The sequence below is a fragment of the Sphingomonas sp. GW821-FHT04B01 genome (assembly GCF_059420425.1).
This window is the reverse complement of sequence record NZ_JBWKTR010000003.1, coordinates 407,275-427,949: the sequence shown is the minus strand read 5'-3', so window position 1 is coordinate 427,949 and position 20,675 is coordinate 407,275. Positions and strand designations below refer to the sequence as shown.

General features: G+C 69.6%; 22 protein-coding genes. 14 read left to right on the top strand and 8 right to left on the bottom strand.

What is annotated here, in order from left to right:
• Positions 1-131: 131 nt before the first annotated feature.
• The 3 genes from AC07UH_RS10825 to AC07UH_RS10815 form a co-directional block, all read right to left on the bottom strand.
• Entirely contained in the window at positions 132-1,106 is a 975-nt protein-coding gene (locus AC07UH_RS10825; RefSeq protein ID WP_495179835.1) for a hypothetical protein, read from the bottom strand.
• Between the two features lie 122 nt (positions 1,107-1,228).
• Complete coding sequence (locus AC07UH_RS10820) at positions 1,229-1,687, bottom strand: YaiI/YqxD family protein (RefSeq protein WP_495179836.1); 459 nt, start codon at positions 1,685-1,687, stop codon at positions 1,229-1,231.
• Positions 1,688-1,697: 10 nt separating this feature from the next.
• Positions 1,698-3,437, bottom strand: a complete 1,740-nt coding sequence (locus AC07UH_RS10815) for a DEAD/DEAH box helicase (RefSeq protein ID WP_495179837.1) — start codon at positions 3,435-3,437, stop codon at positions 1,698-1,700.
• Positions 3,438-3,856: 419 nt separating this feature from the next.
• On the opposite strand from AC07UH_RS10815, the gene AC07UH_RS10810 reads away from it, so the two are divergent.
• The 7 genes from AC07UH_RS10810 to mtnP all read left to right on the top strand — a co-directional run bounded on the left by AC07UH_RS10810 (position 3,857) and on the right by mtnP (position 11,531).
• Entirely contained in the window at positions 3,857-5,116 is a 1,260-nt protein-coding gene (locus AC07UH_RS10810) for an MFS transporter (RefSeq protein WP_137899749.1), read from the top strand.
• Between the two features lie 412 nt (positions 5,117-5,528).
• Positions 5,529-6,767 (top strand): SLC13 family permease, encoded by a 1,239-nt coding sequence (locus AC07UH_RS10805; RefSeq protein ID WP_495179838.1) that lies wholly within the window; start codon positions 5,529-5,531, stop codon positions 6,765-6,767.
• Between the two features lie 348 nt (positions 6,768-7,115).
• Positions 7,116-7,451 (top strand): iron-sulfur cluster insertion protein ErpA, encoded by a 336-nt coding sequence (gene erpA / locus AC07UH_RS10800; protein WP_038660722.1) that lies wholly within the window; start codon positions 7,116-7,118, stop codon positions 7,449-7,451.
• 3 nt (positions 7,452-7,454) lie between these two features.
• Positions 7,455-8,225 (top strand): exodeoxyribonuclease III, encoded by a 771-nt coding sequence (xth, locus tag AC07UH_RS10795; RefSeq protein WP_495179839.1) that lies wholly within the window; start codon positions 7,455-7,457, stop codon positions 8,223-8,225.
• A complete protein-coding gene (locus AC07UH_RS10790; protein WP_495179840.1) occupies positions 8,222-9,019 on the top strand; it encodes a transporter in 798 nt (265 codons plus the stop codon). The genes xth and AC07UH_RS10790 overlap by 4 nt, the downstream gene beginning before the upstream one ends.
• A gap of 254 nt (positions 9,020-9,273) precedes the next feature.
• A complete protein-coding gene (locus AC07UH_RS10785; protein ID WP_495179841.1) occupies positions 9,274-10,671 on the top strand; it encodes an amino acid permease in 1,398 nt (465 codons plus the stop codon).
• Positions 10,668-11,531, top strand: coding sequence for an S-methyl-5'-thioadenosine phosphorylase (mtnP, locus tag AC07UH_RS10780; RefSeq protein ID WP_495179842.1), 864 nt, complete (start codon positions 10,668-10,670; stop codon positions 11,529-11,531). The genes AC07UH_RS10785 and mtnP overlap by 4 nt, the downstream gene beginning before the upstream one ends.
• 13 nt (positions 11,532-11,544) lie before the next feature.
• Here mtnP and AC07UH_RS10775 read toward each other — a convergent pair whose 3' ends face one another.
• From AC07UH_RS10775 to AC07UH_RS10765, 3 genes are all read right to left on the bottom strand, one after another.
• Positions 11,545-12,018 (bottom strand): DUF2141 domain-containing protein, encoded by a 474-nt coding sequence (locus AC07UH_RS10775; RefSeq protein ID WP_495179843.1) that lies wholly within the window; start codon positions 12,016-12,018, stop codon positions 11,545-11,547.
• Positions 12,019-12,311: 293 nt separating this feature from the next.
• The gene (gene acnA / locus AC07UH_RS10770) at positions 12,312-14,996 is read right to left on the bottom strand and encodes an aconitate hydratase AcnA (protein ID WP_495179844.1); all 2,685 of its coding nucleotides are present in this window, start codon (positions 14,994-14,996) and stop codon (positions 12,312-12,314) included.
• Between the two features lie 152 nt (positions 14,997-15,148).
• Positions 15,149-15,805 (bottom strand): L,D-transpeptidase family protein, encoded by a 657-nt coding sequence (locus AC07UH_RS10765; protein ID WP_495179845.1) that lies wholly within the window; start codon positions 15,803-15,805, stop codon positions 15,149-15,151.
• 175 nt (positions 15,806-15,980) lie between these two features.
• Between AC07UH_RS10765 and AC07UH_RS10760 the strand changes: the two genes are divergently transcribed.
• From AC07UH_RS10760 to AC07UH_RS10735, 6 genes are all read left to right on the top strand, one after another.
• Positions 15,981-16,538, top strand: coding sequence for a hypothetical protein (locus AC07UH_RS10760; RefSeq protein WP_495179846.1), 558 nt, complete (start codon positions 15,981-15,983; stop codon positions 16,536-16,538).
• Positions 16,539-16,894: 356 nt separating this feature from the next.
• Positions 16,895-17,152 carry a hypothetical protein gene (locus AC07UH_RS10755; protein ID WP_495179847.1) on the top strand — a complete coding sequence of 86 codons (258 nt, stop codon included), beginning with the start codon at positions 16,895-16,897 and terminating at the stop codon, positions 17,150-17,152.
• A gap of 109 nt (positions 17,153-17,261) precedes the next feature.
• A complete protein-coding gene (locus AC07UH_RS10750) occupies positions 17,262-17,954 on the top strand; it encodes a helix-turn-helix domain-containing protein (RefSeq protein WP_495189818.1) in 693 nt (230 codons plus the stop codon).
• 43 nt (positions 17,955-17,997) lie between these two features.
• Entirely contained in the window at positions 17,998-18,363 is a 366-nt protein-coding gene (locus AC07UH_RS10745) for a hypothetical protein (protein WP_137899914.1), read from the top strand.
• A gap of 45 nt (positions 18,364-18,408) precedes the next feature.
• A complete protein-coding gene (locus AC07UH_RS10740) occupies positions 18,409-18,876 on the top strand; it encodes a hypothetical protein (protein WP_038660696.1) in 468 nt (155 codons plus the stop codon).
• On the top strand, positions 18,873-19,346 hold the full coding sequence (locus tag AC07UH_RS10735) for a hypothetical protein (protein WP_249340769.1): 474 nt from the start codon (positions 18,873-18,875) through the stop codon (positions 19,344-19,346). The genes AC07UH_RS10740 and AC07UH_RS10735 overlap by 4 nt, the downstream gene beginning before the upstream one ends.
• 7 nt (positions 19,347-19,353) lie before the next feature.
• Here the strand turns inward: AC07UH_RS10735 and AC07UH_RS10730 are convergent, their stop codons facing one another.
• Complete coding sequence (locus AC07UH_RS10730) at positions 19,354-19,539, bottom strand: hypothetical protein (RefSeq protein WP_038660692.1); 186 nt, start codon at positions 19,537-19,539, stop codon at positions 19,354-19,356.
• Between the two features lie 143 nt (positions 19,540-19,682).
• Here AC07UH_RS10730 and AC07UH_RS10725 point away from each other — a divergent pair, with 143 nt between their 5' ends.
• Complete coding sequence (locus AC07UH_RS10725) at positions 19,683-20,114, top strand: phasin family protein (RefSeq protein ID WP_038660690.1); 432 nt, start codon at positions 19,683-19,685, stop codon at positions 20,112-20,114.
• Between the two features lie 31 nt (positions 20,115-20,145).
• On the opposite strand, the gene AC07UH_RS10720 is transcribed toward AC07UH_RS10725, so the two are convergent.
• Complete coding sequence (locus AC07UH_RS10720) at positions 20,146-20,649, bottom strand: GNAT family N-acetyltransferase (RefSeq protein ID WP_038660687.1); 504 nt, start codon at positions 20,647-20,649, stop codon at positions 20,146-20,148.
• Between the last annotated feature and the right edge of the window lie 26 nt (positions 20,650-20,675).

Below are 20,675 nucleotides of genomic sequence, written 5' to 3'. Positions count from 1 at the left end.
TCCCGCTACGTCCTTTACGTTTGCCGATCAGGAAGAAGCGGGACCCCGGGTCGAGCCCGGGGTGACGAGGAGGGAGGCTTCGGCGATCATCGTCGTCCGGGACCGGCGAGGATATCGACTGTCGAGCCGGCCTAGTCCTCCACATATCCCTCCCAGCCACCTTCGAGCCGGGCGTCGCGGTCGGCCTTGCGGGCGCGGTCGGCGGACAGCTTTTCGCCTTCGCGGTCCCAGTCGCCGCTGACCCTCGCGTCCGCGACGCGTCGGGTCGCAGCCTCGATCGCGTCGAGCGCGGCGGGATCGTCGAGCAGGCGCCATTCGGGCTCGCCGGGGGCATAAGGGGGAGGCAAATCGTCGCCGACCCCTTCGAGCAAGGCGTGATGGTGGCCGTCCGCGTCGAGCGGGAGATAGGGGACGTCGGGGTCGTCCTCCGGCGGCAGCGCGTGGGCGCGGGCGGCGTTGGCGGCGAGCGCGGCGAGGATGTCGGCCTGCGCAGCCGGATCGAGCGGGACGCCGGCGAAGGCGGCGAGCGTCGCGGCGTGCGCCGCGACGTCATCGGCTGCGGGCGGGGTGCCGGCGGTGATGGTCGCCTGCGCGGCGGCTTGCGTGGTGGCGGCGTCGGGGGCCGTGGCATCGGGGCTTGTCGCAATCGCGACGGCGGTGGCCTGCGCGGTGATGTGGCGGATGGTGTGGCGGTGGTCGTCCGGCGTCGCGCCATAATGGCGCAGGATGAACATCAGCAGCCGGTCGTTGAGCTTGCGGCGGAAGCCCATCAGCTTGCCGGCGGACATCACCGGCACGAGTTCGCCGTGGATCGCGCGATCGAAGGCTTCGTCCTTGAGGCGGAGCACGCCCATGCCCTGCGCGGCGTGCCAGGCGGCGCGGAAGCCGGCGGCCTGCGGATGGCGGCGCAGGGCATAGGCGCTTTCCGCCGACATATTGACCATGCCGGCGGCGCTGCGCACCGATCCGCAATCGGCGAGCGCGGCGATGAAGGCGCGCTGGCGCTCGGGCGTCCAGCCGTCGTGGCGGTCGCGCAGGCGCGGGACGGGAGCGAAGCCGGCCGGGGCGGGGCAGGCTTCGGGCGGGTGGGGGGCTTGGTCGCTCATGAGTCGCGGACGAACCATATCGCTTCCAAATAGGACAGAGCGGACGGGGAAGCTGTTGGGCGGCTTGGGGTAAGTCTCGGGATGTAGCGGACCCGGCTTGCCCGGTCCGCGACGACGCCGGGTCAGCCGCGTTGCAGCTTGGCCAATATGGTATCGAGTGCCTGCAAGAAGCGGCTGCGGTCCTGCGCGGCGAAGGGTTTGGGGCCGCCCAATTGGTCGCCGCCGGCGCGCAGGTCGGCCATGATCGCGCGCGTTGCGATCGCGCCGCCGATCGAGGCGGTGGTGAAGGGCTTGCCGGTCGGGCTCAGCACGCTCGCGCCCGCTTTCAGGCAGCGGTCGGCGAGCAGGATGTCGGCGGTGACCACCACCGCCTGCGCGTCCGCCGCCGCGGCGATCCAGTCGTCGGCGGCGTCGAAGCCGTCGCTGACCACGACGCGGCTGACCAGCGGATGCTGGGGGATGCGGAAATGGCTGTTGCTGACGATCGTCACCGGCACCGCGCGGCGCCAGGCGACCTTGTAGATCTCGTCCTTGACCGGACAGGCGTCCGCATCGACCAGAATGCGGACGCCCTCCGTCATCGGCCGCGCCTTAGCCCCGCGGGCCCTTGCGGTACGGCTTGGCCTGATGACGCGCGGGGGCGCCGCCGGGTGCGTTGCGGGTGCGCGGGGCGCCCGAGCCGCTCCGCGGTGCGCGGTCAGAGCGGTCGCTGCCGCCCGCCTCGCGCGGGTTGCCGGTGAAGGGGACGATCTGCAGGCTGCCCTCGTCGCTCTCCGGATTGGCGGTGCGCTGCACGCTGGCGAGGACGCGATCGGCGACGGTGCGCGGCACCTCGAAGATCGTGTCGTTCGGGTTGATGCGGATCGCGCCGATCTCCGCCTTGGTGATATGGCCACGGCGGCAGATCAGCGGCAGCAGCCAGCGCGGGTCGGCGTTCTGGCGGCGGCCGATGTCCATGCGGAACCACACCGTGTCCTCGAAGCCGGGGCGGTGGCCCTGCGTGCGATCCGACTGCTGCGGAGCGGCGGAATCGAGCAGATCCTCGGCCTGCGGCATCGCGGCGCGGTGCGCGTGGACGAGCGCGGCGGCGATATCCTCGGGGCTCTTCTCCGCGATCAGGCGCGTCGCCAGCTCGCGATCCTCGTCGTCGAACTCGATCGGGGCGAGCAGCGTGGCGATCAGCCGCTCGCGATCCTGCTTGCGGATGTCGTCGGCGCTGGGGGCGGGGATCCACTCGCAGGCGATCTTGGCCTGCTTGAGCATCATGTCGACGCGGCGGCGGCGCGGATAGGGGACGATGAGCACCGCGGTGCCCTTCTTGCCGGCGCGGCCGGTGCGGCCCGAGCGATGCTGGAGCGTCTCGGCGTCGCGCGGCATCTCGACGTGGACGACGAGGCTGAGGCTGGGCAGATCGATGCCGCGGGCGGCGACGTCGGTGGCGACGCAGACGCGGGCGCGGCGGTCGCGCAGCGCCTGGAGCGCCGAATTGCGCTCGCTCTGGCTGTGCTCGCCCGACAGCGCGACCGCGGCGAAACCGCGCTCGACGAGGCTGGCGTGGAGGTGGCGGACGTTGTCGCGGGTGGCGCAGAACAGCATCGCCGTCTCCGCCTCGTGGAAGCGGAGCAGGTTGATGACGGCATGTTCGATATCGGCGGGCGCGACGGTGACCGCCTGATAGGCGATGTCGCCGTGGCCGCGATCCTCACCGACGGTCGAGATGCGCAGCGCGTCGCGCTGGTAGCGCTTGGCGAGCGCGACGATCGGGCGCGGCATCGTCGCCGAGAACATCAGCGTGCGGCGTTCGGTGGGCGAGGCGTCGAGGATCTGCTCGAGATCCTCGCGGAAGCCCATGTCGAGCATCTCGTCGGCCTCGTCGAGCACGGCGACGCGCAGGCTGGCGAGGTCGAGCGCGCCGCGCTCGAGATGGTCGCGCAGACGGCCCGGCGTACCGACGACGATATGTGCGCCGTGGCTGAGCGAACGGCGCTCCTTGCTGGCGTCCATGCCGCCGACGCAGGTGGCGATGCGGGCATGCGCCTCCTTGTACAGCCACATCAGCTCGCGGCTGACCTGGAGCGCGAGTTCGCGCGTCGGCGCGATGATCAGTGCGAGCGGCTTGCCCGGCGGCGGCAGCGCGCCGTCGGCCATCAGCTCGGCGGCCATGGCGAGGCCGAAGGCGACGGTCTTGCCCGAGCCGGTCTGGGCGGAGACGATGAGGTCGCGGCCGGCAGCCTCGGGCTCGATCACCTGCGCCTGGACGGCGGTGGGAGCCTCATAGCCACGGGCAACGAGCGCTTCGGCGAGAAGCGGGGGGAGCGAAGAAAAGGGCATCGGGTAACCTAAATGGAAGCGGCGCCCCGACAGCATGGCTCGGGGCCAGGACTGGGGCGCGGCAGAGGACAGTACAGTCGCGAGTCCGTTGGAAACGCGGGCCAATCGCGGGCGGCAATACGGACGCAACGTGGCGCTTGTATCGCGCGCATCATGGCCGTTTCCGTGACCCCAGAGACCCTGCACCGCCTAATCCGCGAAGCCGAGGCCGAGCGAGGCCGCGCCGCATCCCCTACGCTGAAACGTTGCTTCGCGCAACTCGCCGCCGCTTATGCGCTGGAACTGACACGGCGGGAGGCGCGTGCGGCAACATTGCGTAACATTTATCAGTCCGAAGCGGGATCATCCGCAACTTACCTACGTTAAGCGGCCACGCGGAGAGACGGACCAGAACGGTCCGAACGCGGTGGAGCACATTCATGGCCAGCCTTGCCCCCTCCGCTTTGCCCCGCGCACCCGAAGCCGGACCGGCCCCCGACGCGGGGCGGACACTCGATGCGCTCAACTTCTTCCTCGCCGACGTGCGCGACGGGCTGGGGCCGTATCTGGCGATCTATCTGCTCGCGGTGCGCGGGCCAGCGCACGGCTGGAACGAGGCGACGGTGGGGCTGGTGCTGACGATCGCCGGGATCGTCGGGCTGGTGTCGCAGACGCCGGCGGGCGGGCTGATCGACCGGAGCCGCAACAAGCCGCGCATCGTCATCATCGCCGCGCTGTTGGTGACGCTGAGCAGCGTGTCGCTGCCGTTCGTCACCGGCTTCACGATGGTCGCGGCGACGCAGTCGATCGCGGCGGTGGCGGGCGCGGTGTTCGCGCCGGCGATCAGCGCGATCACGCTCGGCCTGTTCGGGCCGAAGCTGTTCTCCAAGCGGGTCGGGCGCAACGAGGCGTTCAACCATGCCGGCAACGCCGTCTCGGCAGCGCTGGCGGGGGCGCTGGCGTGGAAATTCGGGCCGGTCGTCGTCTTCTGGCTGATGGGCGGGCTGACCGTCGCCAGCGTCTTCGCGGCGCTGCGAATCAGGAACGGCGACATCGACAATGCGGTGGCCCGCGGGCTCGATTGCGAGCCCGACGAGGGGTGCGAGGAGCCGGGCGGGTGGAAGGTGCTGGTCGAGAACAAGCCGCTGCTGCTGTTCGCGGTGATCGCCTTCCTGTTCCACCTCGCCAATGCGGCGATGCTGACCTCGGTCAGCCAGTTGCTCGCCAAGACGGTGGGCAAGGATTCGGCGACGTCGCTGACCGCGGCGTGCATCGTCGCGGCGCAATTGGTGATGGTGCCGGTGGCGGTCGTGGTCGGGCGCAACGTCGATCGCTGGGGGCGCAAGCCGCTGTTCCTGATCGCGTTCGGCGTGCTGGCGGCGCGCGGCGCGCTGTACACGATGTCGAACGATCCGTGGTGGCTGGTCGGCGTGCAGGCGCTCGACGGCGTCGGCGCGGGGATCTTCGGGGCGCTCTTCCCGGTGGTGATCGCCGACCTGACCAAGGGCACCGGGCGGTTCAACGTGTCGCAGGGCGCGGTGGCGACCGCACAGGGGCTGGGCGCGGCGCTGAGCGCGTCGCTGGCGGGGGCGATCATCGTCGGCGTCGGCTATGGCGCGAGCTTCCTGACGCTCGCGGGCATCGCGGCGGCGGGGCTGGCGCTGTACGCGCTGGCGATGCCGGAGACGAAGCCGGCGTGAGGTGCGTATGTCTCGCGACGATGCCGTTGCCGTATGTCCGCAGGGGCGGGGATACGAGCTTGGGCGGAGCAACGCAGGTCGGTGCTCGGGACTCCTGGGCTCCCGCTTTCGCGGGAGCACTGGTGGTGCGGGTGGTTGGCGTCACGGACCAATCCGTGGGCAAGGATCATCGCCGACGCGAAGCCTCTGCAAGACACCCGACGTACCCCGGCGGAGGCCGGGGTCCAGTTGAGAAGACCGCTGTGGATTATTCCCAACCTTCACCCAACTGGGCCCCGGCCTCCGCCGGGGTACGATATAAGGGTGTGACGAACCGATCATCGCCGATGGCTCGCCTTCGCGAGGATATTATGGGTCACTTGGGTGGGATCGTGCCTTCGATCGGGGCGTGTGTGCAAAGGGGTAGGGGCCGATGATCGCCACCGTTGGGATATGCGCCGCCGCGACCGCGGGGGTGATCATCCGGCCGTTCCGCTGGCCCGAGGCGATATGGGCGGTCGGTGGCGCGCTGCTGCTGCTGCTGTTCGGGCTGATCGCGCCGGCGAGCGCGTGGGCGGCGGTGCTCAAGGGGACCGACGTCTATCTGTTCCTGATCGGCATGATGCTGCTGTCGGAGGCGGCGCGGGCGCATGGCGTGTTCGACTGGGTGGCGCATCTGGCGGCGGCGGGCGCGAACGGGTCGGCGGCGCGGCTGTTCACGCTCGTCTTCCTCGTCGGCGTGGTGGTGACCGCCTTCCTGTCGAACGATGCGACCGCGGTGGTGCTGACCCCGGCGGTCTATGCGGTCGCGCAGCGCGCCAAGGTCAAGCCGCTGCCGATGCTGTTCGCCTGCGCGCTGGTCGCCAATGCGGCGAGCTTCATCCTGCCGATCTCCAATCCCGCCAATCTGGTGCTCTATGCCAGCGACCTGCCGCGGCTCGGCGCATGGCTGGCGGCGTTCGCGCTGCCGTCGGTGCTGGCGATCGCCACGACCTATCTGGGGCTGCGCTGGCTGTTCCGCAGCGACCTTTCCGGCGCGGCCGAGCAGGGCAACAGTGTCGCGCTGTCGGGCAACGGGCGGATGGCGCTTGCCGGGATCGGCGCGACCGCGGTGCTGCTGACGGTGGCGTCGGCATCGGGCTGGGACCTCGGCTGGCCGACGTTCGGCGCGGGCGTCGTCACCGCGCTGGCGGTGCAGTTGAGGGCGCGCGAGTCGCTGGTGCCGCTGGTCAAGGGCGTGTCGTGGCTGGTGCTGCTGCTCGTCGCCGGATTGTTCGTGATGGTGCAGGCGCTGGCCGAGACCGGGCTGATCGGGTGGCTGGCGGCGCAGCTCTCCGCGGCGGCGGCGACCGATCCGCGCGCGGCCGCCGCGGCGGCGGGCGGGTTGCTCGCGGTCGGCAGCAATCTGGTCAACAATCTGCCCGCCGGGCTGATCGCGGCGCAGACGATCGCTGCGGCGCATCCGCCGGCGCTGGTGGTCGATGCGTTGCTGATCGGGGTGGATCTGGGGCCGAACCTGTCGATCACCGGATCGCTGGCGACCATCCTGTGGCTGATCGCGATCCGGCGTGAGGGCGAGGATGTCACCTTCGGGCAATTCCTGCGCGTCGGGGTGGTGACGACGGTGCCGGCGCTGGTGCTGGCGATCGGGGTGCGGATTTTGATGGGGTAGGGGGGTATATCTCACCCGGCTTGGGGCAGGGCTTCCGCCTATGACGATTGGTGTGAGCCGTCGTAGTCCAAGCCCACCCCGTCACCCCGGACTCGTTCCGGGGTCCACCCCGCGGCTAGGAGAACGGCTTGAGATGGCACCATTCTCTTGCGGCCCGGTGGACCCCGGAACGAGTCCGGGGTGACGTATCTCGAGAGGAAGCCGATCGAACCTCATCACCACAGCCTTATGCAATAGCCCTGCCTGCGACAGGCGAGTGGCAAGCCGCAGGGAGGATAAGGCGCACGCCGCGGCCGACCACCGCCATCCCCTGTTGCCCCGCGCCCTTGCCGCGCCTATCTCGCAGACATGGCCACGTCTCCCGAGATCCTGCTCACCCCTGCCGCGGCGAAGCGTGTCGCGGCGATCGCCGGCAAGCAGAACAAGCCCGCGATCCTCCGCCTGTCGGTGGATGGCGGCGGCTGTTCGGGGTTCCAGTACAAGTTCGGCTTCGCCGAGGCGCCCGAGGGCGACGACACCGTCGCCGAGACCGACGGCGTGCGGCTGGTGGTCGACAGCGTCAGCCTTGATCTCGTCCGCGGCTGTCAGGTCGATTATGTCGAATCGCTCGGCGGTGCCGCGTTTCGGGTCGAAAACCCCAATGCGGCATCGGGTTGCGGCTGCGGCTCCAGCTTCGCGATCTGACGGTTGAAGCTCGTCACCTATAACGTCAACGGGATCAAGGCGCGCCTGCCCCGGTTGCTGGAATATCTCACCGAGCAGCAGCCCGACGTGGTCTGCCTGCAGGAGATCAAGTCGAGCGACGACACCTTCCCGCACGCCGATATCGAGGCGTTGGGCTATGGCGCGGTGTGGCACGGCCAGAAGGGCTTCAACGGCGTCGCGGTGCTCGCGCGCGGGCAGGTCCCGGTGGAACGCCAGCGCGGTCTCGCCGGCGAGGACGAGGACGATCACAGCCGCTATCTCGAATGCGCGGTCGACGGACTGGTGGTCGCATCCATCTATCTGCCCAACGGCAATCCGCAGCCGGGGCCGAAGTTCGACTATAAATTGCGCTGGATGGAGCGGCTGGCGGCGCGTGCGCAGGTGCTGCTCGACGAGGAAGTGCCGACCGTCCTGATGGGCGATTACAACGTGATCCCCAATGACGACGATACCTTTTCGGTGCGGGCGATGGCGACCGATGCGCTGATGCAGCCGGAAAGCCGTGCCGCCTATCGCCGGTTGCTCGCGCAGGGGTGGACCGATGCGCTGCGCACGCGCCATCCGACCGGCAAGGTGTGGACCTTCTGGGATTATCAGGCGGGGGCATGGCAGCGCGATGCGGGCTTCCGCATCGACCATCTGCTGCTCAGCCCGCAGGCCGCCGACTGCCTGGTCGATGCCGGCGTCGACAAGGACTATCGCGGCCGCGAGAAGGCCAGCGACCATGCGCCGACCTGGGTGCGGTTGACGTGAGGCGCCTCGTCGCGGCGGGCGGGCTCGCGATGACGCTCGCCGCCGCGCCGGCGCTGGCCCAGAAGAGCTATTGCCCCGAACGGCCGGGGCTCGACACGCCGGCGTGCATCACCGCGCCCGGCCGCGTCTCGGTGGAGACGGGCGTGGTCGACTGGACGCTCGACCGCCAGCCGGACAGCCGCACCGATACCGTGCTGATCGCGGACACGCTGGTGCGCGTCGGCGTCGCCGACCAGATCGAGGCGCGGATCGGCTGGACGCCTTACGGCCACGAGCGGGTGCGCGATCGGCAGACGGGCGCGATCGATCGCGTCGGGCAGAGCGGTGACGTGTCGCTGGGGATGAAGGCGGGGCTGCTGCATCCCGACGGCGACGGCCTGTCGCTGTCGCTGCTGCCCTATGTGACGCTGCCGGTCGGCGGCGGCACGATCGGGTCGCGCGTCGCCGGGGGCGGGTTGCTGGTGCCGGTGACCTTCCGGTTGAACGACACGGTGCATCTGGATGCGACGCCCGAGATCGACGCGCAGCCCGACGAGGAGCGCGCCGGGCGGCACCTGCGCTACAGCAGCGCGGGCGGGGCGACGGTGAAGCTCAGCAAGACGGTGTCGGCGGCGCTCGAGGCGCAGGTGATTCGCGACGACGATCCGGACGCGCACAGCACGCAATGGCTGAGCGCGGCGTCGGTGACGTGGAAGCCGAAGAAGGACTGGCAGTTCGACATGCAGACGACGCTAAGCCTCAACCATGCGGCGCCGGACGTGGAACTGGCCGGGGGCATTTCGCGGCGGTTCTGAGGCGGCGGAGGTAGGTCGCCGCGCTTTCATTCTCACCGTCACCCCGGACTCGTTCCGGGGTCCACTCCGCGGCGAGGAGAAAGGCTGGAGCCTCTTGCCGTTCCCTCGCGGCGCGGTGGACCCCGGAACCAGTCCGGGGTGACGGTGAGAATGAGGCGGTGGTATCGCCAGCCTTACGGCTCCCCGCCGTTTTCGCTGCTCTACCCACCACGGCAGCGACCGCTTATACCTCCGCCATCGAGGGAGGGACCCACATGAGCTTATTGCGTCGCAAGACGATCCACGCCCAGCCGCCCGAGCAGCAGCTCGCGCGGACGCTGAGCTGGCCGCATCTCGTCGCGCTGGGGGTGGGCGCGATCGTCGGTACCGGAATCCTGACGCTGATCGGCGTCGGCGCCGATCGCGCCGGGCCGGCTGTGATCCTCGCCTTCGTCGTCGCCGGCGCGATCTGCGCCTGCGCCGCGCTCTGCTATGCGGAGATGGCGACGATGATCCCCGCGTCGGGATCGGCCTATACCTATAGCTATGCGACGCTGGGCGAGGTGATCGCCTGGGTGGTCGGGTGGAGCCTGATCCTCGAATATTCGCTGGTCGTGTCGACCGTCGCGGTCGGCTGGTCGGGCTATGCGGTGGGGTTCCTCAAGGGGCTGGGCGTGACCGTGCCGGCGGCGCTCGCCAACGGGCCGGGGCTGGGCGGCGTCGTCAATCTGCCCGCGGTGGCGATCATCGCGCTGGTCGCCGGGCTGCTGATGCTGGGGACGCGCGAGAGCGCGCGGGTCAATACCGTGCTGGTGCTGATCAAGATCGTCACGCTGGCGCTGTTCGTCGGCGTCGCGCTGCCGCATTTCGATGCGGCCAATCTGCATCCGTTCACGCCCTACGGGTTCGGCAGCCCGACCGGCGCAGGCGGCGTCAAATATGGCGTGATGGGCGCGGCGGCGATCATCTTCTTCGCCTTCTACGGCTTCGACGCCATCTCGACCGCGGCGGAAGAGGCGAAGAACCCGGAGCGCGATCTGGCGATCGGGATCGTCGGATCGATGCTGGCCTGCACCGCAATCTATATGATCGTCGCGACCGCGGCGGTGGGGGCGCTGAGCTATACGCGGTTCGGCAGCAGCCCCGAGCCGCTGGCGCTGATCCTGCGCGAGCTCGGCCAGCCCAAGGTGGCGACGGTGATCGCCGCCGCCGCGGCGGTCGCGCTGCCGACGGTGCTGCTCGCCTTCCTCTACGGGCAGAGCCGCATCTTCCTCGTCATGGCGCGCGACGGCTTCCTGCCGCAGGCGCTCGCCAAGGTCAGCAAGCGCGGCACGCCGGCGCGGATCACCGCGATGACCGCGGTGTTCGTCGCGGTGATCGCCGGGCTGGCGCCGCTCGACGTGATCGCCAGCCTCGCCAATGCGGGGACGCTGTGCGCCTTCGTCGCGGTGGCGGCGTGCGTCCTGGTGTCGCGGCGGCGCGATCCCGGCGCGCGGCGGCCGTTCCGCACGCCGTTGGCCTTCGTCGTCGCACCGCTCGCCATCCTCGGCTGCCTGTATCTGTTCACCAGCCTGCAGGTGCGCACGCAGGTCGCCTTCCTGGGCTGGAACGCCTTTGGGTTGCTGGTCTATTTCCTCTACGCGCGGAGCCGGGCGGAGATCGTGCGGGCATGAGCGGCTGGCATATCGGCATCATCGGCGGCTCCGGCCTCTACGACGTCGAGGGCGTCGAGGACGGCCATTGGGTCGAGGTGACGACGCCGTGGGGGGCGCCGTCGGATGCGATCTTCAGCGGGCGGATCGGCGCGGTCGCGGTGTCGTTCCTGCCGCGGCACGGTCGGGGTCACCGGATCAGCCCGGAGGCGATCAACGCGCGCGCCAATATCGACGCGTTGAAGCGACTCGGCGTGACCGACGTGCTGGCGGTGTCGTCGGTCGGCTCGCTGGTCGAGGCGCGGCCGCCGGGCAGCTTCACAATCGTCGACCAGTTCATCGACCGGACCAAGGGGCGGGCATCGAGCTTCTTCGGCACCGGCTGCGTCGCGCATGTCTCGATGGCCGATCCGGTCTGCCCGCGGCTGAGCGGCTATGCCGCCGATGCGGTCGGCGCGGGGGTGGATCGCGGCGGCACCTATCTGGCGATGGAGGGGCCGCAATTCTCGACGCGCGCGGAGAGCCGCCTCTACCGGCAATGGGGGTGCGACGTGATCGGCATGACCGCGCTGCCCGAGGCGAAGCTCGCGCGCGAGGCGGAGCTGCCTTACGCCCTGGTCGGGATGGTGACCGATTACGATTGCTGGCGCGAGGGCGAGGCGGCGGTCGACGTCGCACAGGTCGTCGCGCAACTGGCGGCGAACGCGGCCAAGGCGCGGGCGATGGTGGTGCGGCTGCTGCGCGCGCTGCCCGAGAAGCGGCCGGCGTCGCCGATCGACACGTGCCTCGACAGCGCGATCATCACCGCCAAGGGTGGGCGCGATCCGGCGCTGGTGGCGAAGCTCGACGCGGTGGCGTGGCGGGCGTTGGGACTGCGCTGAGCCGCCGGTCCGGTCAGCGATCCGGGCCGACCGAGAAGCCGTGGCGGTAGTTCATCGTCACCGCGATCCGGCTCGTCCCGGCGGCGAGCGGCACCGCCACCTGCGCGAAGGCGGGCTTGAGCCTGAGCAGCGAGAGGCCGGGATCGCGCGAGAAGGCGCCGCCGTCGCCGCTGTCGGACTTGCCGTTGGCATTGGCGTCGTGGCGGACGGCGACGCCATAGGTGCCGGGGCGGGGGACGGGGATACAGACCTCAAGCGTGCGGCGGCCGTTGGTCGGTGCCTCGACGCGGCCGAGCCAGCGGCCTTTTTCGAGAAAGCCGGGTTCGTCGTAGAGCTGGACGCGGACGTCGCCGGTGCCGGCGCGCACGCCGCGCACCGTGACGATCAGCCGGTGCGTGGTCGCGGCGGTGCAGCCGGCGGTGTTGCGCTGCGCGGTCGCCGGCGTGGCGAGCGCGAGCAGCGCGAGTGACAGGATGAGGCGGGCCATGCGGCGGTAACGCTCCGGAAAAGCGTGATTATACCGTTGGATGTGGCGAGCGTGTGGCCGCCGCTTGGCGGATCGTGGCGGTTGGTGGCTGCGCGACTTCGTAGCGTAAGCTGGTGACGCGACCTTCAGTGTTCCCGCGAAAGCGGGAATCCAGGGTCAAGCAGAGCAACGGCTCGCGGCGTTCGGGACCCTTGGCTCCTGCGTTCGCAGGAGCACTGGCTCGGTCTCGCGCACGAAAAAGGGGAGGCGCCTTTCGGTGCCTCCCCTTTTGCGCGCTGGGCTGGCGCGCCGGCTTATGCGGCGAGGTTGCGCAGCACGTATTGGAGGATGCCGCCGTTGAGGAAATATTCCAGTTCGTTGACGGTATCGATGCGGCAGCGCGTCTCGAACGTCTCGGTGCTGCCGTCGGCGCGGGTGAGCTGGACCTCGACGGTCTGGCGTGGGCGCAGGTTGGCGACGCCGGTGATCGTGAACGTCTCCGAGCCGTCGAGGCCGAGCGTCTGGCGCGTTACGCCCTCGGCGAATTGCAGCGGCAGCACGCCCATGCCGACGAGGTTCGACCGGTGGATGCGCTCGAAGCTCTCGGTGATGACCGCGCGCACGCCGAGCAGGTTGGTGCCCTTCGCCGCCCAGTCACGGCTGGAACCGGTGCCATATTCCTTGCCCGCGACGATGACGAGCGGCGTGCCATTCTCCTTGTGGCGCATCGCCGCGTCGAAGATCGGCATCACCTCGCCTTCGAATTTGGTCATGCCGCCCTCGATCCCCGGCACCATCTCGTTCTTGATGCGGATGTTGGCGAAGGTGCCGCGGACCATGACGTTGTCGTTGCCGCGACGCGCGCCATAGCTGTTGAAGTCGGCGCGGCTGACCTGCCGCTCCATCAGCCACTTGCCCGCCGGGCTGTCGGCCTTGATCGAGCCGGCCGGCGAGATGTGGTCGGTGGTGATCGAATCGCCGAGGATCGCCAGCGGCTTGGCGTCGATGATGTCGGTAACCGGCTTCGGGGTCATTTCGAGACCGTCGAAATAGGGCGGGTTGGCGACATAGGTCGACCCCGACGGCCAGGCGTAGGTGTCCGATTCGGTGATCTGGATCGACTGCCACTTGGCATCGCCGGCGTAGACGTTGCCGTAGCGCGAGCGGAACATCGTGTCGTCGATGTTCGCCGCCATGACGTCGGCGATCTCCTGGTTGGTCGGCCACACGTCCTTGAGGAACACGTCCTGGCCGTCGGTGCCCTGACCGAGCGGCGTCTCGGTCATGTCGAGCGTCACCGTGCCCTTGAGTGCATAAGCGACGACGAGCGGCGGCGAGGCGAGGAAGTTGGCGCGCACGTCGGGCGAGACGCGGCCCTCGAAGTTGCGGTTGCCCGACAGCACCGAGGCGGCGACGATGTCGTTGCCGTTGATCGCCTTCGAGATCGGCTCGGCGAGCGGACCCGAATTGCCGATGCAGGTGGTGCAGCCGTAACCGACGAGGTTGAAGCCGATCGCATCGAGATCCGCGGTCAGGCCCGCCTTGTTGAGATAGTCGGTGACGACCTGCGAACCGGGGGCGAGGCTCGTCTTGACCCAGGGCTTGGGCTTGAGGCCGAGCGCGTTCGCCTTGCGCGCGACGAGGCCGGCGGCGACCAGCACCGACGGGTTCGAGGTGTTGGTGCAGCTGGTGATCGCCGCGATCACCACGTCGCCGTCGCCGATGTCATGGCTGCGCTCGGGCACGTCGACGCGCTCGGGGCGCTCCTTGTGGTAGATCTTGAACAGATCGCCGTTGAACACCTCGTCGACCTTGCCGAGGCTGACGCGGTCCTGCGGCCGCTTCGGGCCGGCGAGCGACGCGGTGACGGTGCCCATGTCGAGTTCGAGCGTGTCGGTGAACACAGGCTCGGGCGCGTCGTCGAAGCGCCAGAAGCCGTTCGCCTTGGCATAGGCCTCGACCAGCGCGACATTCTCCTCGGACCGCGCGGTGAGGCGCATATAGTCCATCGTCTTCTCGTCGATCGGGAAGAAGCCGCAGGTCGCGCCATATTCCGGCGCCATGTTGGCGATCGTCGCACGGTCGGCGAGCGTCATCGACGACAGGCCGGGGCCGAAGAATTCGACGAAGCGGCCGACCACGCCCTTGGCGCGCAGCATCTGCGTGACGGTGAGCACCAGATCGGTGGCGGTGATGCCCTCGCGCAGCGCGCCGGTCAGCTTGAAGCCGACGACCTCGGGGATCAGCATCGACACCGGCTGGCCGAGCATCGCCGCTTCCGCCTCGATGCCGCCGACGCCCCAGCCGAGCACGCCGAGGCCGTTGATCATCGTCGTGTGGCTGTCGGTGCCGACGAGCGTGTCGGGATAGGCGATCGCAGTGCCGTCGCCATGGTCGCCGACGCTGTCCGACGACCAGACCGCCTGACCGATATATTCGAGGTTCACCTGATGGCAGATGCCGGTGCCCGGCGGCACGACCTTGAAATTGTCGAGCGCCGCCGAGCCCCACTTGAGGAACTCGTAGCGCTCGCCGTTGCGCTGATATTCGAGATCGACGTTGTCCTCGAACGCCTGCGGCGTGCCGAATTCGTCGACCATCACCGAGTGATCGATGACGAGATGGACGGGAACCTGCGGATTGATCTTGGCGGCGTCGCCGCCGAGCTTGGTGATCGCATCGCGCATCGCGGCGAGATCGACGACGCAGGGCACGCCGGTGAAATCCTGCATCAGCACGCGCGCCGGGCGATACTGGATCTCGCGGTCGGAGCGGCGCTCCTTCTGCCAGTCGACGATCGCCTGCACGTCGGCCTCGGTGACGGTCTTGCCGTCCTCGAAGCGCAGCATGTTCTCGAGCAGCACCTTCATCGAGAAGGGCAGGCGGCTGATGTCGCCGAACTTGGCGGCGGCCTTTTCGAGGCTGTAATAAGCGTAGCTCTTGTCGCCGACCGTCAGGGTCGTGCGGGTGTTCAGGCTGTCCTGGCCGATGGCGGTCATTATGATCCCTTCAATTTGGCCCAGGGCGCTCGGGGAGGCGGCCATGGGGCCGCGCGGGCGCGCGAGAGCGCTTCAGCGAAAGCGTATGTCGCGGCGGCCTTAGCAAGGGCTGTCCGGCGGGGGAAGCGCCTATGCCCACCTGCGGATGACTCTCAAGACACGAGCGTTTCGCCGGTCGCCAGCGTCTTGCCGCGGGTGATGATGACGCGGTCGCCGACCTTCGCCTCGCGGAACAGCAATTTGGCGAAGGCGGTCGGCACGCCGATACAGCCGTGCGTGGCATAGCCCCAGGCGACTTCGGTGCCGTGGACCGCGACGCCGTCGTTGGTCAGCCGCATCGTATAGGGCATCGGCGCGCCGTAGAGGCTGGAGACGTGGTGCGCGTCCTTCATCAGGATCGGGAAGCTGCCGAGCGGGGTGGGCTTGTCGTCGGCGCCATAGAGGATTGCGGTGGCGCCGATCTCATAGCCGTCGCGGAAGACCGACAGCGTCTGCGCGGCGAGATCGACGGTGACGATCAGCGGGCCGGCGGGCACGCCCGCATCGTCCCAGGTGTAATCGCCGAACTTGATCGGGCCGATGTCGAGCACGCGCTTGACGATGAGCGGGTTGGGCGTGGGGCGCGCAACGGGGCGGGGCTCGGGCGTGGGTGGGGGCGAGGCGATGGCGGCGCGGACCGGGGGCGCGGCGGGCGTCGGCGCGGACGGCGCGGGGGTCGGGCGGAGGGACGGCACGGTGGCCGCGGCGGCGACGCCGATCCCGACGGCGGCGAGGATGAGCTTGGCCGCGAGGGCCCGACGTGCGGCCATGAGACGCTCCCGGTGGAGACGCGGGAATGCGCCGGTTGCGGGCGCTTGGCTAGGGGTGTCGCACGGCTGTGCCGGCGCGGGACGGCGGGGCGCGGCGTCAACCGTGTTGGTGGGCGTAAGTCGCACCTGTGCGAAAGGGGGAGCCATCGGCGGGCGCGGCGGTTAGGCTGGCGGCATGGCGAAGCTGAAGGTCTATCGTACGCCGATCGGGTTCCACGACGCCTATGTCGCGGCGGCGAGCCAGAAAGCGGCGTTGCAGGCATGGGGGAGCGAGCGCGACCTGTTCGCCCGCGGCATCGCCGAAGTGGTGACCGACCCGGCGCTTACCGCCGAGCCGCTGGCGCAGCCGGGCACGGTGATCAAACGGTCGCGCGGTACCGCGGCCGAGCAGATCGCGGCGCTGCCCGATACGCCCGCGAAGGCGCCGCGCCGCCGGTCCGACGATGCGGCGGACGCCCCGCCGTCCGAGCCTGAGCCGAAGCCGGCACCAAGGCCGGCGCCCAAACCCGATCGTCGCGCGCTCGATGCGGCGGACCGGGCGATGGCCGAGGCGGAGGCGCGGCATCGCAGCGAGGCGCGCGCGTTGCGCGCCGAGGAGGTGGCGCTCGCCAAGCGACGACGGACGATGGAACGCGCGCAGGAGGACGAACGCACAGCGCTGGACGAGGCGCGGCAGGCGGCGGCGGACGCCTACGAACGCGCGATGCGGCTGTGGAAGGGCGGCGACGGCTAGGCGGGACCGGCATTCGGCGGATTATGCGAAACTCCTCCCCCACCAGGGCAGGGCTATCGCATATGGCCATCTTCGTGTTTCGGGCGAGTTTTCAAAAGCCACTACGTCACCCCGGCCTTGAGCCGGGGTCCCGCTCCTCCGGACGGCGCGAAGAAGCGGGATGCCGGATCAAGTCCGGCATGACGGGACTAGAAATGTCGTCGCAGCACTCCAAATGGCCATATGCAATAGCCCTGCCTGCGGTCCCACTCCGGCCGCGCGCCCGCCAAGGCGTTGCGCTGGCGGAACAATGCTCGGGTACATGGGGTTGGTCCGGCCAGAAAGGATCCTCCATGTCCCATATCCCGAGTTCCGCCATGAAACACGCCGGCCCGGTCCATCACGACGAGGCCAAGGCGCCGCCGAAGCCGAAGACATCCCCCAAGCGGCAGCCGGGCGGCCTCGGCACAGGGGCGTGGCTCGCGATCGGCGGGACGATCCTCGCCGGCGCCGCGGCCGCGATCGCGGTGCCGCTGCTGCGCGGCGACAAGCCGCCGGTCGCGACGCGCCGCGGCAAGAAGGCCAACAGCGGCAAGGGTGCGCACAAGAAGCCCGCCAAGGCCGCGCACGGCTGACCGTGACCCATGCGCCGCCGCCGGGATACTGGCGGCGGCGCGCGATGGGCGATAAAGCGCCGTCTTTCCCGCAATCTGTGGAATGACGATCTTGGCTGCAGTGCACCCCATGCCGATCGACCGCGACGATGGACCGCCTGCCGATGCCGACGAAACCACCGGTGTCGACCGTGAAGCGCTTGCCATGCCCGCCGTCCCGCGGGACAGAGGGCAAGTGACCGATCCAGCCCCTTTCGAACGCCTGTCGCGACGCCACCGCGAGTGCCTGCGCGGCGTGCGCGAGCTCAAGGGATCGAAGGAGATCGCCGACGAGCTCGGCATCGAGAAGAGCACCGTCGACAAATATCTGACCGAGGCGGTGAAAGTGCTCGGCGCGCGCAACCGCCGCGACGCCGCATTGCGCCTCGCCGCGCACGAGGAGGCGGCCGGGCAAGGCGCTTCCGACCCCCAGGACCCGCAGATTTCCGCCATTTCGGCGGCGCAATCCGACCCCGATAAAATGGGGGGTCATTCTGCACGGCTAGTCGATCCGGCGATCGGCCTGCCATTGCCGGTGGTGCCGGACGACACGATCGTCAGGGCACCGGGGGTTTCCGGGGAGCCGCCTTCGAGGCACAGCTTCCCGGAAATACGGCTGCCCTTCCGGCGGAAGGGACAGCGGGGCAACGACTTGTCGGTCGGAGGCCGGTTGATCTGGATACCGGCCATCGCCATCAGCCTCGCCATCGGGTTCGGCATGCTGATGACCGGCCTCCAGGTCCTCACCGGCATCATCGAGACGATCGCCCGCCGCCTTTCCTGATCTTCAGCGAAAGCACCCCCATCGGGGGTGAACGGGGTGGCCAATGTCTTACGCGAACGCTCATTATGCCGATTCCCAGGTTGCCGCCGATGCCGTCGCCACATTGCTGTGGCGGCTCGAGACGCAGCTCGACGAAGCCTTCGCCACCGGCGGCGAACTGCTCGCCGCGCTGCCGCGGGCGCGCACCGCCGCCAAGCTGCCCGCGATCGCCGGGCAGCAGGCCTTCGAAACACTCAGTCAAGCCATCCTCGCGATCGGTACGGCGCGCGGTCACACCGTCGCCGGTCACCGCGTCATCGAGAAAGTGGGCCGCCAGATCGGGTATGAGACGAGTTTCGGCGACGAACAGCCGAAGCCCGATTTCGTCCCGACGGGCGTCGGCGCCAGTCATCTGCGCGTCGCCGCCTAGGTGTCATGGCTTGACCACCAGATTGCTCCTTTGGCCGGTCAAGTCATGACACACGTCATCCTCTTCAACATCGTCCTGCTCGGTGCGTGCGCTTATGCCCTGGCGGCGGGGGGCGCGCCCGAGCGGTGGACCGCGGCGGTCTTCCTCGTCGGGGCGGCGACCACCTTCGCGCTGCCGTTCCAGCCGCGCGTCAGTTATCATTCGGTGCATCTGATGATCCTGGCGGTCGATTGCGCGGTGCTGCTCGGGCTGGTCTGGATCGCGGTGCGTGCCGACCGGTTCTGGCCGCTCTACGTCGCCGCGCTCCACCTGATCACGATCGCGATCCATGGCGTGAAGGCGCTCGATCCCCATCTGGTGCCGTGGATGTACGCCGGGGCGAGCGCCAAGATCGCCTATCCCATGCTGGTGCTGCTGGCGATCGGTGCGTTGCGCCATCGCCACCGCCTGGCCCGTTTCGGGAGCGACCGCGATTGGTCGCCCCTGCGCAGACCGGACTACGAACACCCATGAACGCCGATATCCGGTTGCTGCGCTGGCCCGAGCGCGATCGCGAGAACCACGAACGCCTCGTCGCCGCGATCGCCCGCGTCCGCTTCGCCGCGGCGCAGGGGCGGGGCGAGATCGTCGCCTCCACCTTCGTCGGTCCGGAGGAGCCGGACGACGCCGACCGCGCCCGCGCGCTGCTGGCGCAGCGACGGAGCCGCGACGCGGCGGCGGGCAGCTTTGCCGAGCTGTTCGGCGAGCCCGGCTGGGACATCCTGCTGATCCTGTTCGTCGCCTATGAAGACGGGCGGACGATGACCAGCGGGCCGCTGCTCGACGAGATCGGGGTGCGCGGCGCGGTCGGCCGGCGCTGGCTGCAGGTGATGCAGGCGCGCGGCCTGATCCGGTGGGACGCGATGGAACCGCGGGATAGCGCCGCGGTGGCGCTGACCGACGAAGGCGTCGTCTTCGCGCTGCGCTGCATCGCCGCGGCGTGAGGCAGGATCAGGCGGGGCCGAGCAGCCGCTCCGCCTCCTCGCGCATCATCTCGACGCCCTGGCAGATGTGCAGGCTTGCGACGGTATGGCCGAGGTCGTCCGACAGGCGCATCAGCTCCTCACCGAGCCCGATCGCGCGGTGGAGCAGTTCGCCGCGGATTCGGGGCGGCATCGGGTTTTCGATCTTCGACATGGAACGGGCCTTCTACCGGCGCGCGAACGGGACGCAACGGCTGCTTCGTCGCGGTGCCGGAGCCAAGCCCGCTATCACACGTTGCAGTCGGGGTAACCAAGCGGGCGGCCGGAACGGCGTTCCAAGATGAGAGGAGAGCGATGATGGCCGAGGATTTCGGTGGTGCCGGCAACGGCGCGGGCACGGATGCCGGTGCGGGTCAGGGCGCTGCGGATGCGATGCGCGATGCCGCCGAGCGCGCACGCGCGGGCTTTTCGGACCATGTGCTCGATCCCGCGCGTCGGGCGGGCGAGGCGTTGCGTGCCTCCGGCCAGAAAGCGGCGGACAATGGCGCGACGATCGGCCTGAAGATCATCGAACAGGCCGAGCAGAATTCGCGCGAGGCGTTCGAGGCGATGCGCGAGGCGGCGCAGGCCAAGGACCTCAGCGAGGTGATGCGCATCCAGGGCGATTATCTGCGCGAACAGGGCCAGCGGGCGATGAACCAGGCGCGCGAAATGGGCGAGCTCATCATGCAGTTCGGCCGCGACGCGGTATCGCCGATGCGGTCGGGGGGCGACGGCAAGGCCGACTGAGCCGAAAAGGCCATCCCGACCCGGCCGGCGGTCAGCCGGTCGGGATCGGGCGGGCGAGGATCAGCAGGTCGTGCGCGACGCCGTCGCGGGCGCGGACGTGGCCGGCGAGCAGCGCCTCGCGGCGAAAGCCGAGCCCTTCGAACAAGGCGATCGAGCCAGCCTGATCGGGCGTCATCGTCGCGCTGAGCTTGGCGAGGCCGTGTGCGCGGGCGATCGCGAGCAATGCCTCCAGCAGATCGCCGCCGAGCCCCGCACCGCGGCGGTCGGTGGCGACGAGCAGCCGGATCTCGCCGACATGGCCGCTCCAGCCGAGCGGATCGCGGACCAGTGCGCCGGTCGCGACGATGCGACCGCCATCCTCCGCGATCAGGCTGTCGATCCAGCCTTCGCCGATCGCCTGCTGCCACGCCTCGATGACGCGCTCGTGGCGAAGGTCGCGGCCGAGGAACAGCAGGTCATGTTCGGGCAGGCTCGCGGCAAAGGCGAGCATCGCCGCGTCGTCGGTCGGGCGGAAGCGGCGGATCGTGTGGCTCATGCGTGCGGTTCCTGCCTGATGGACGC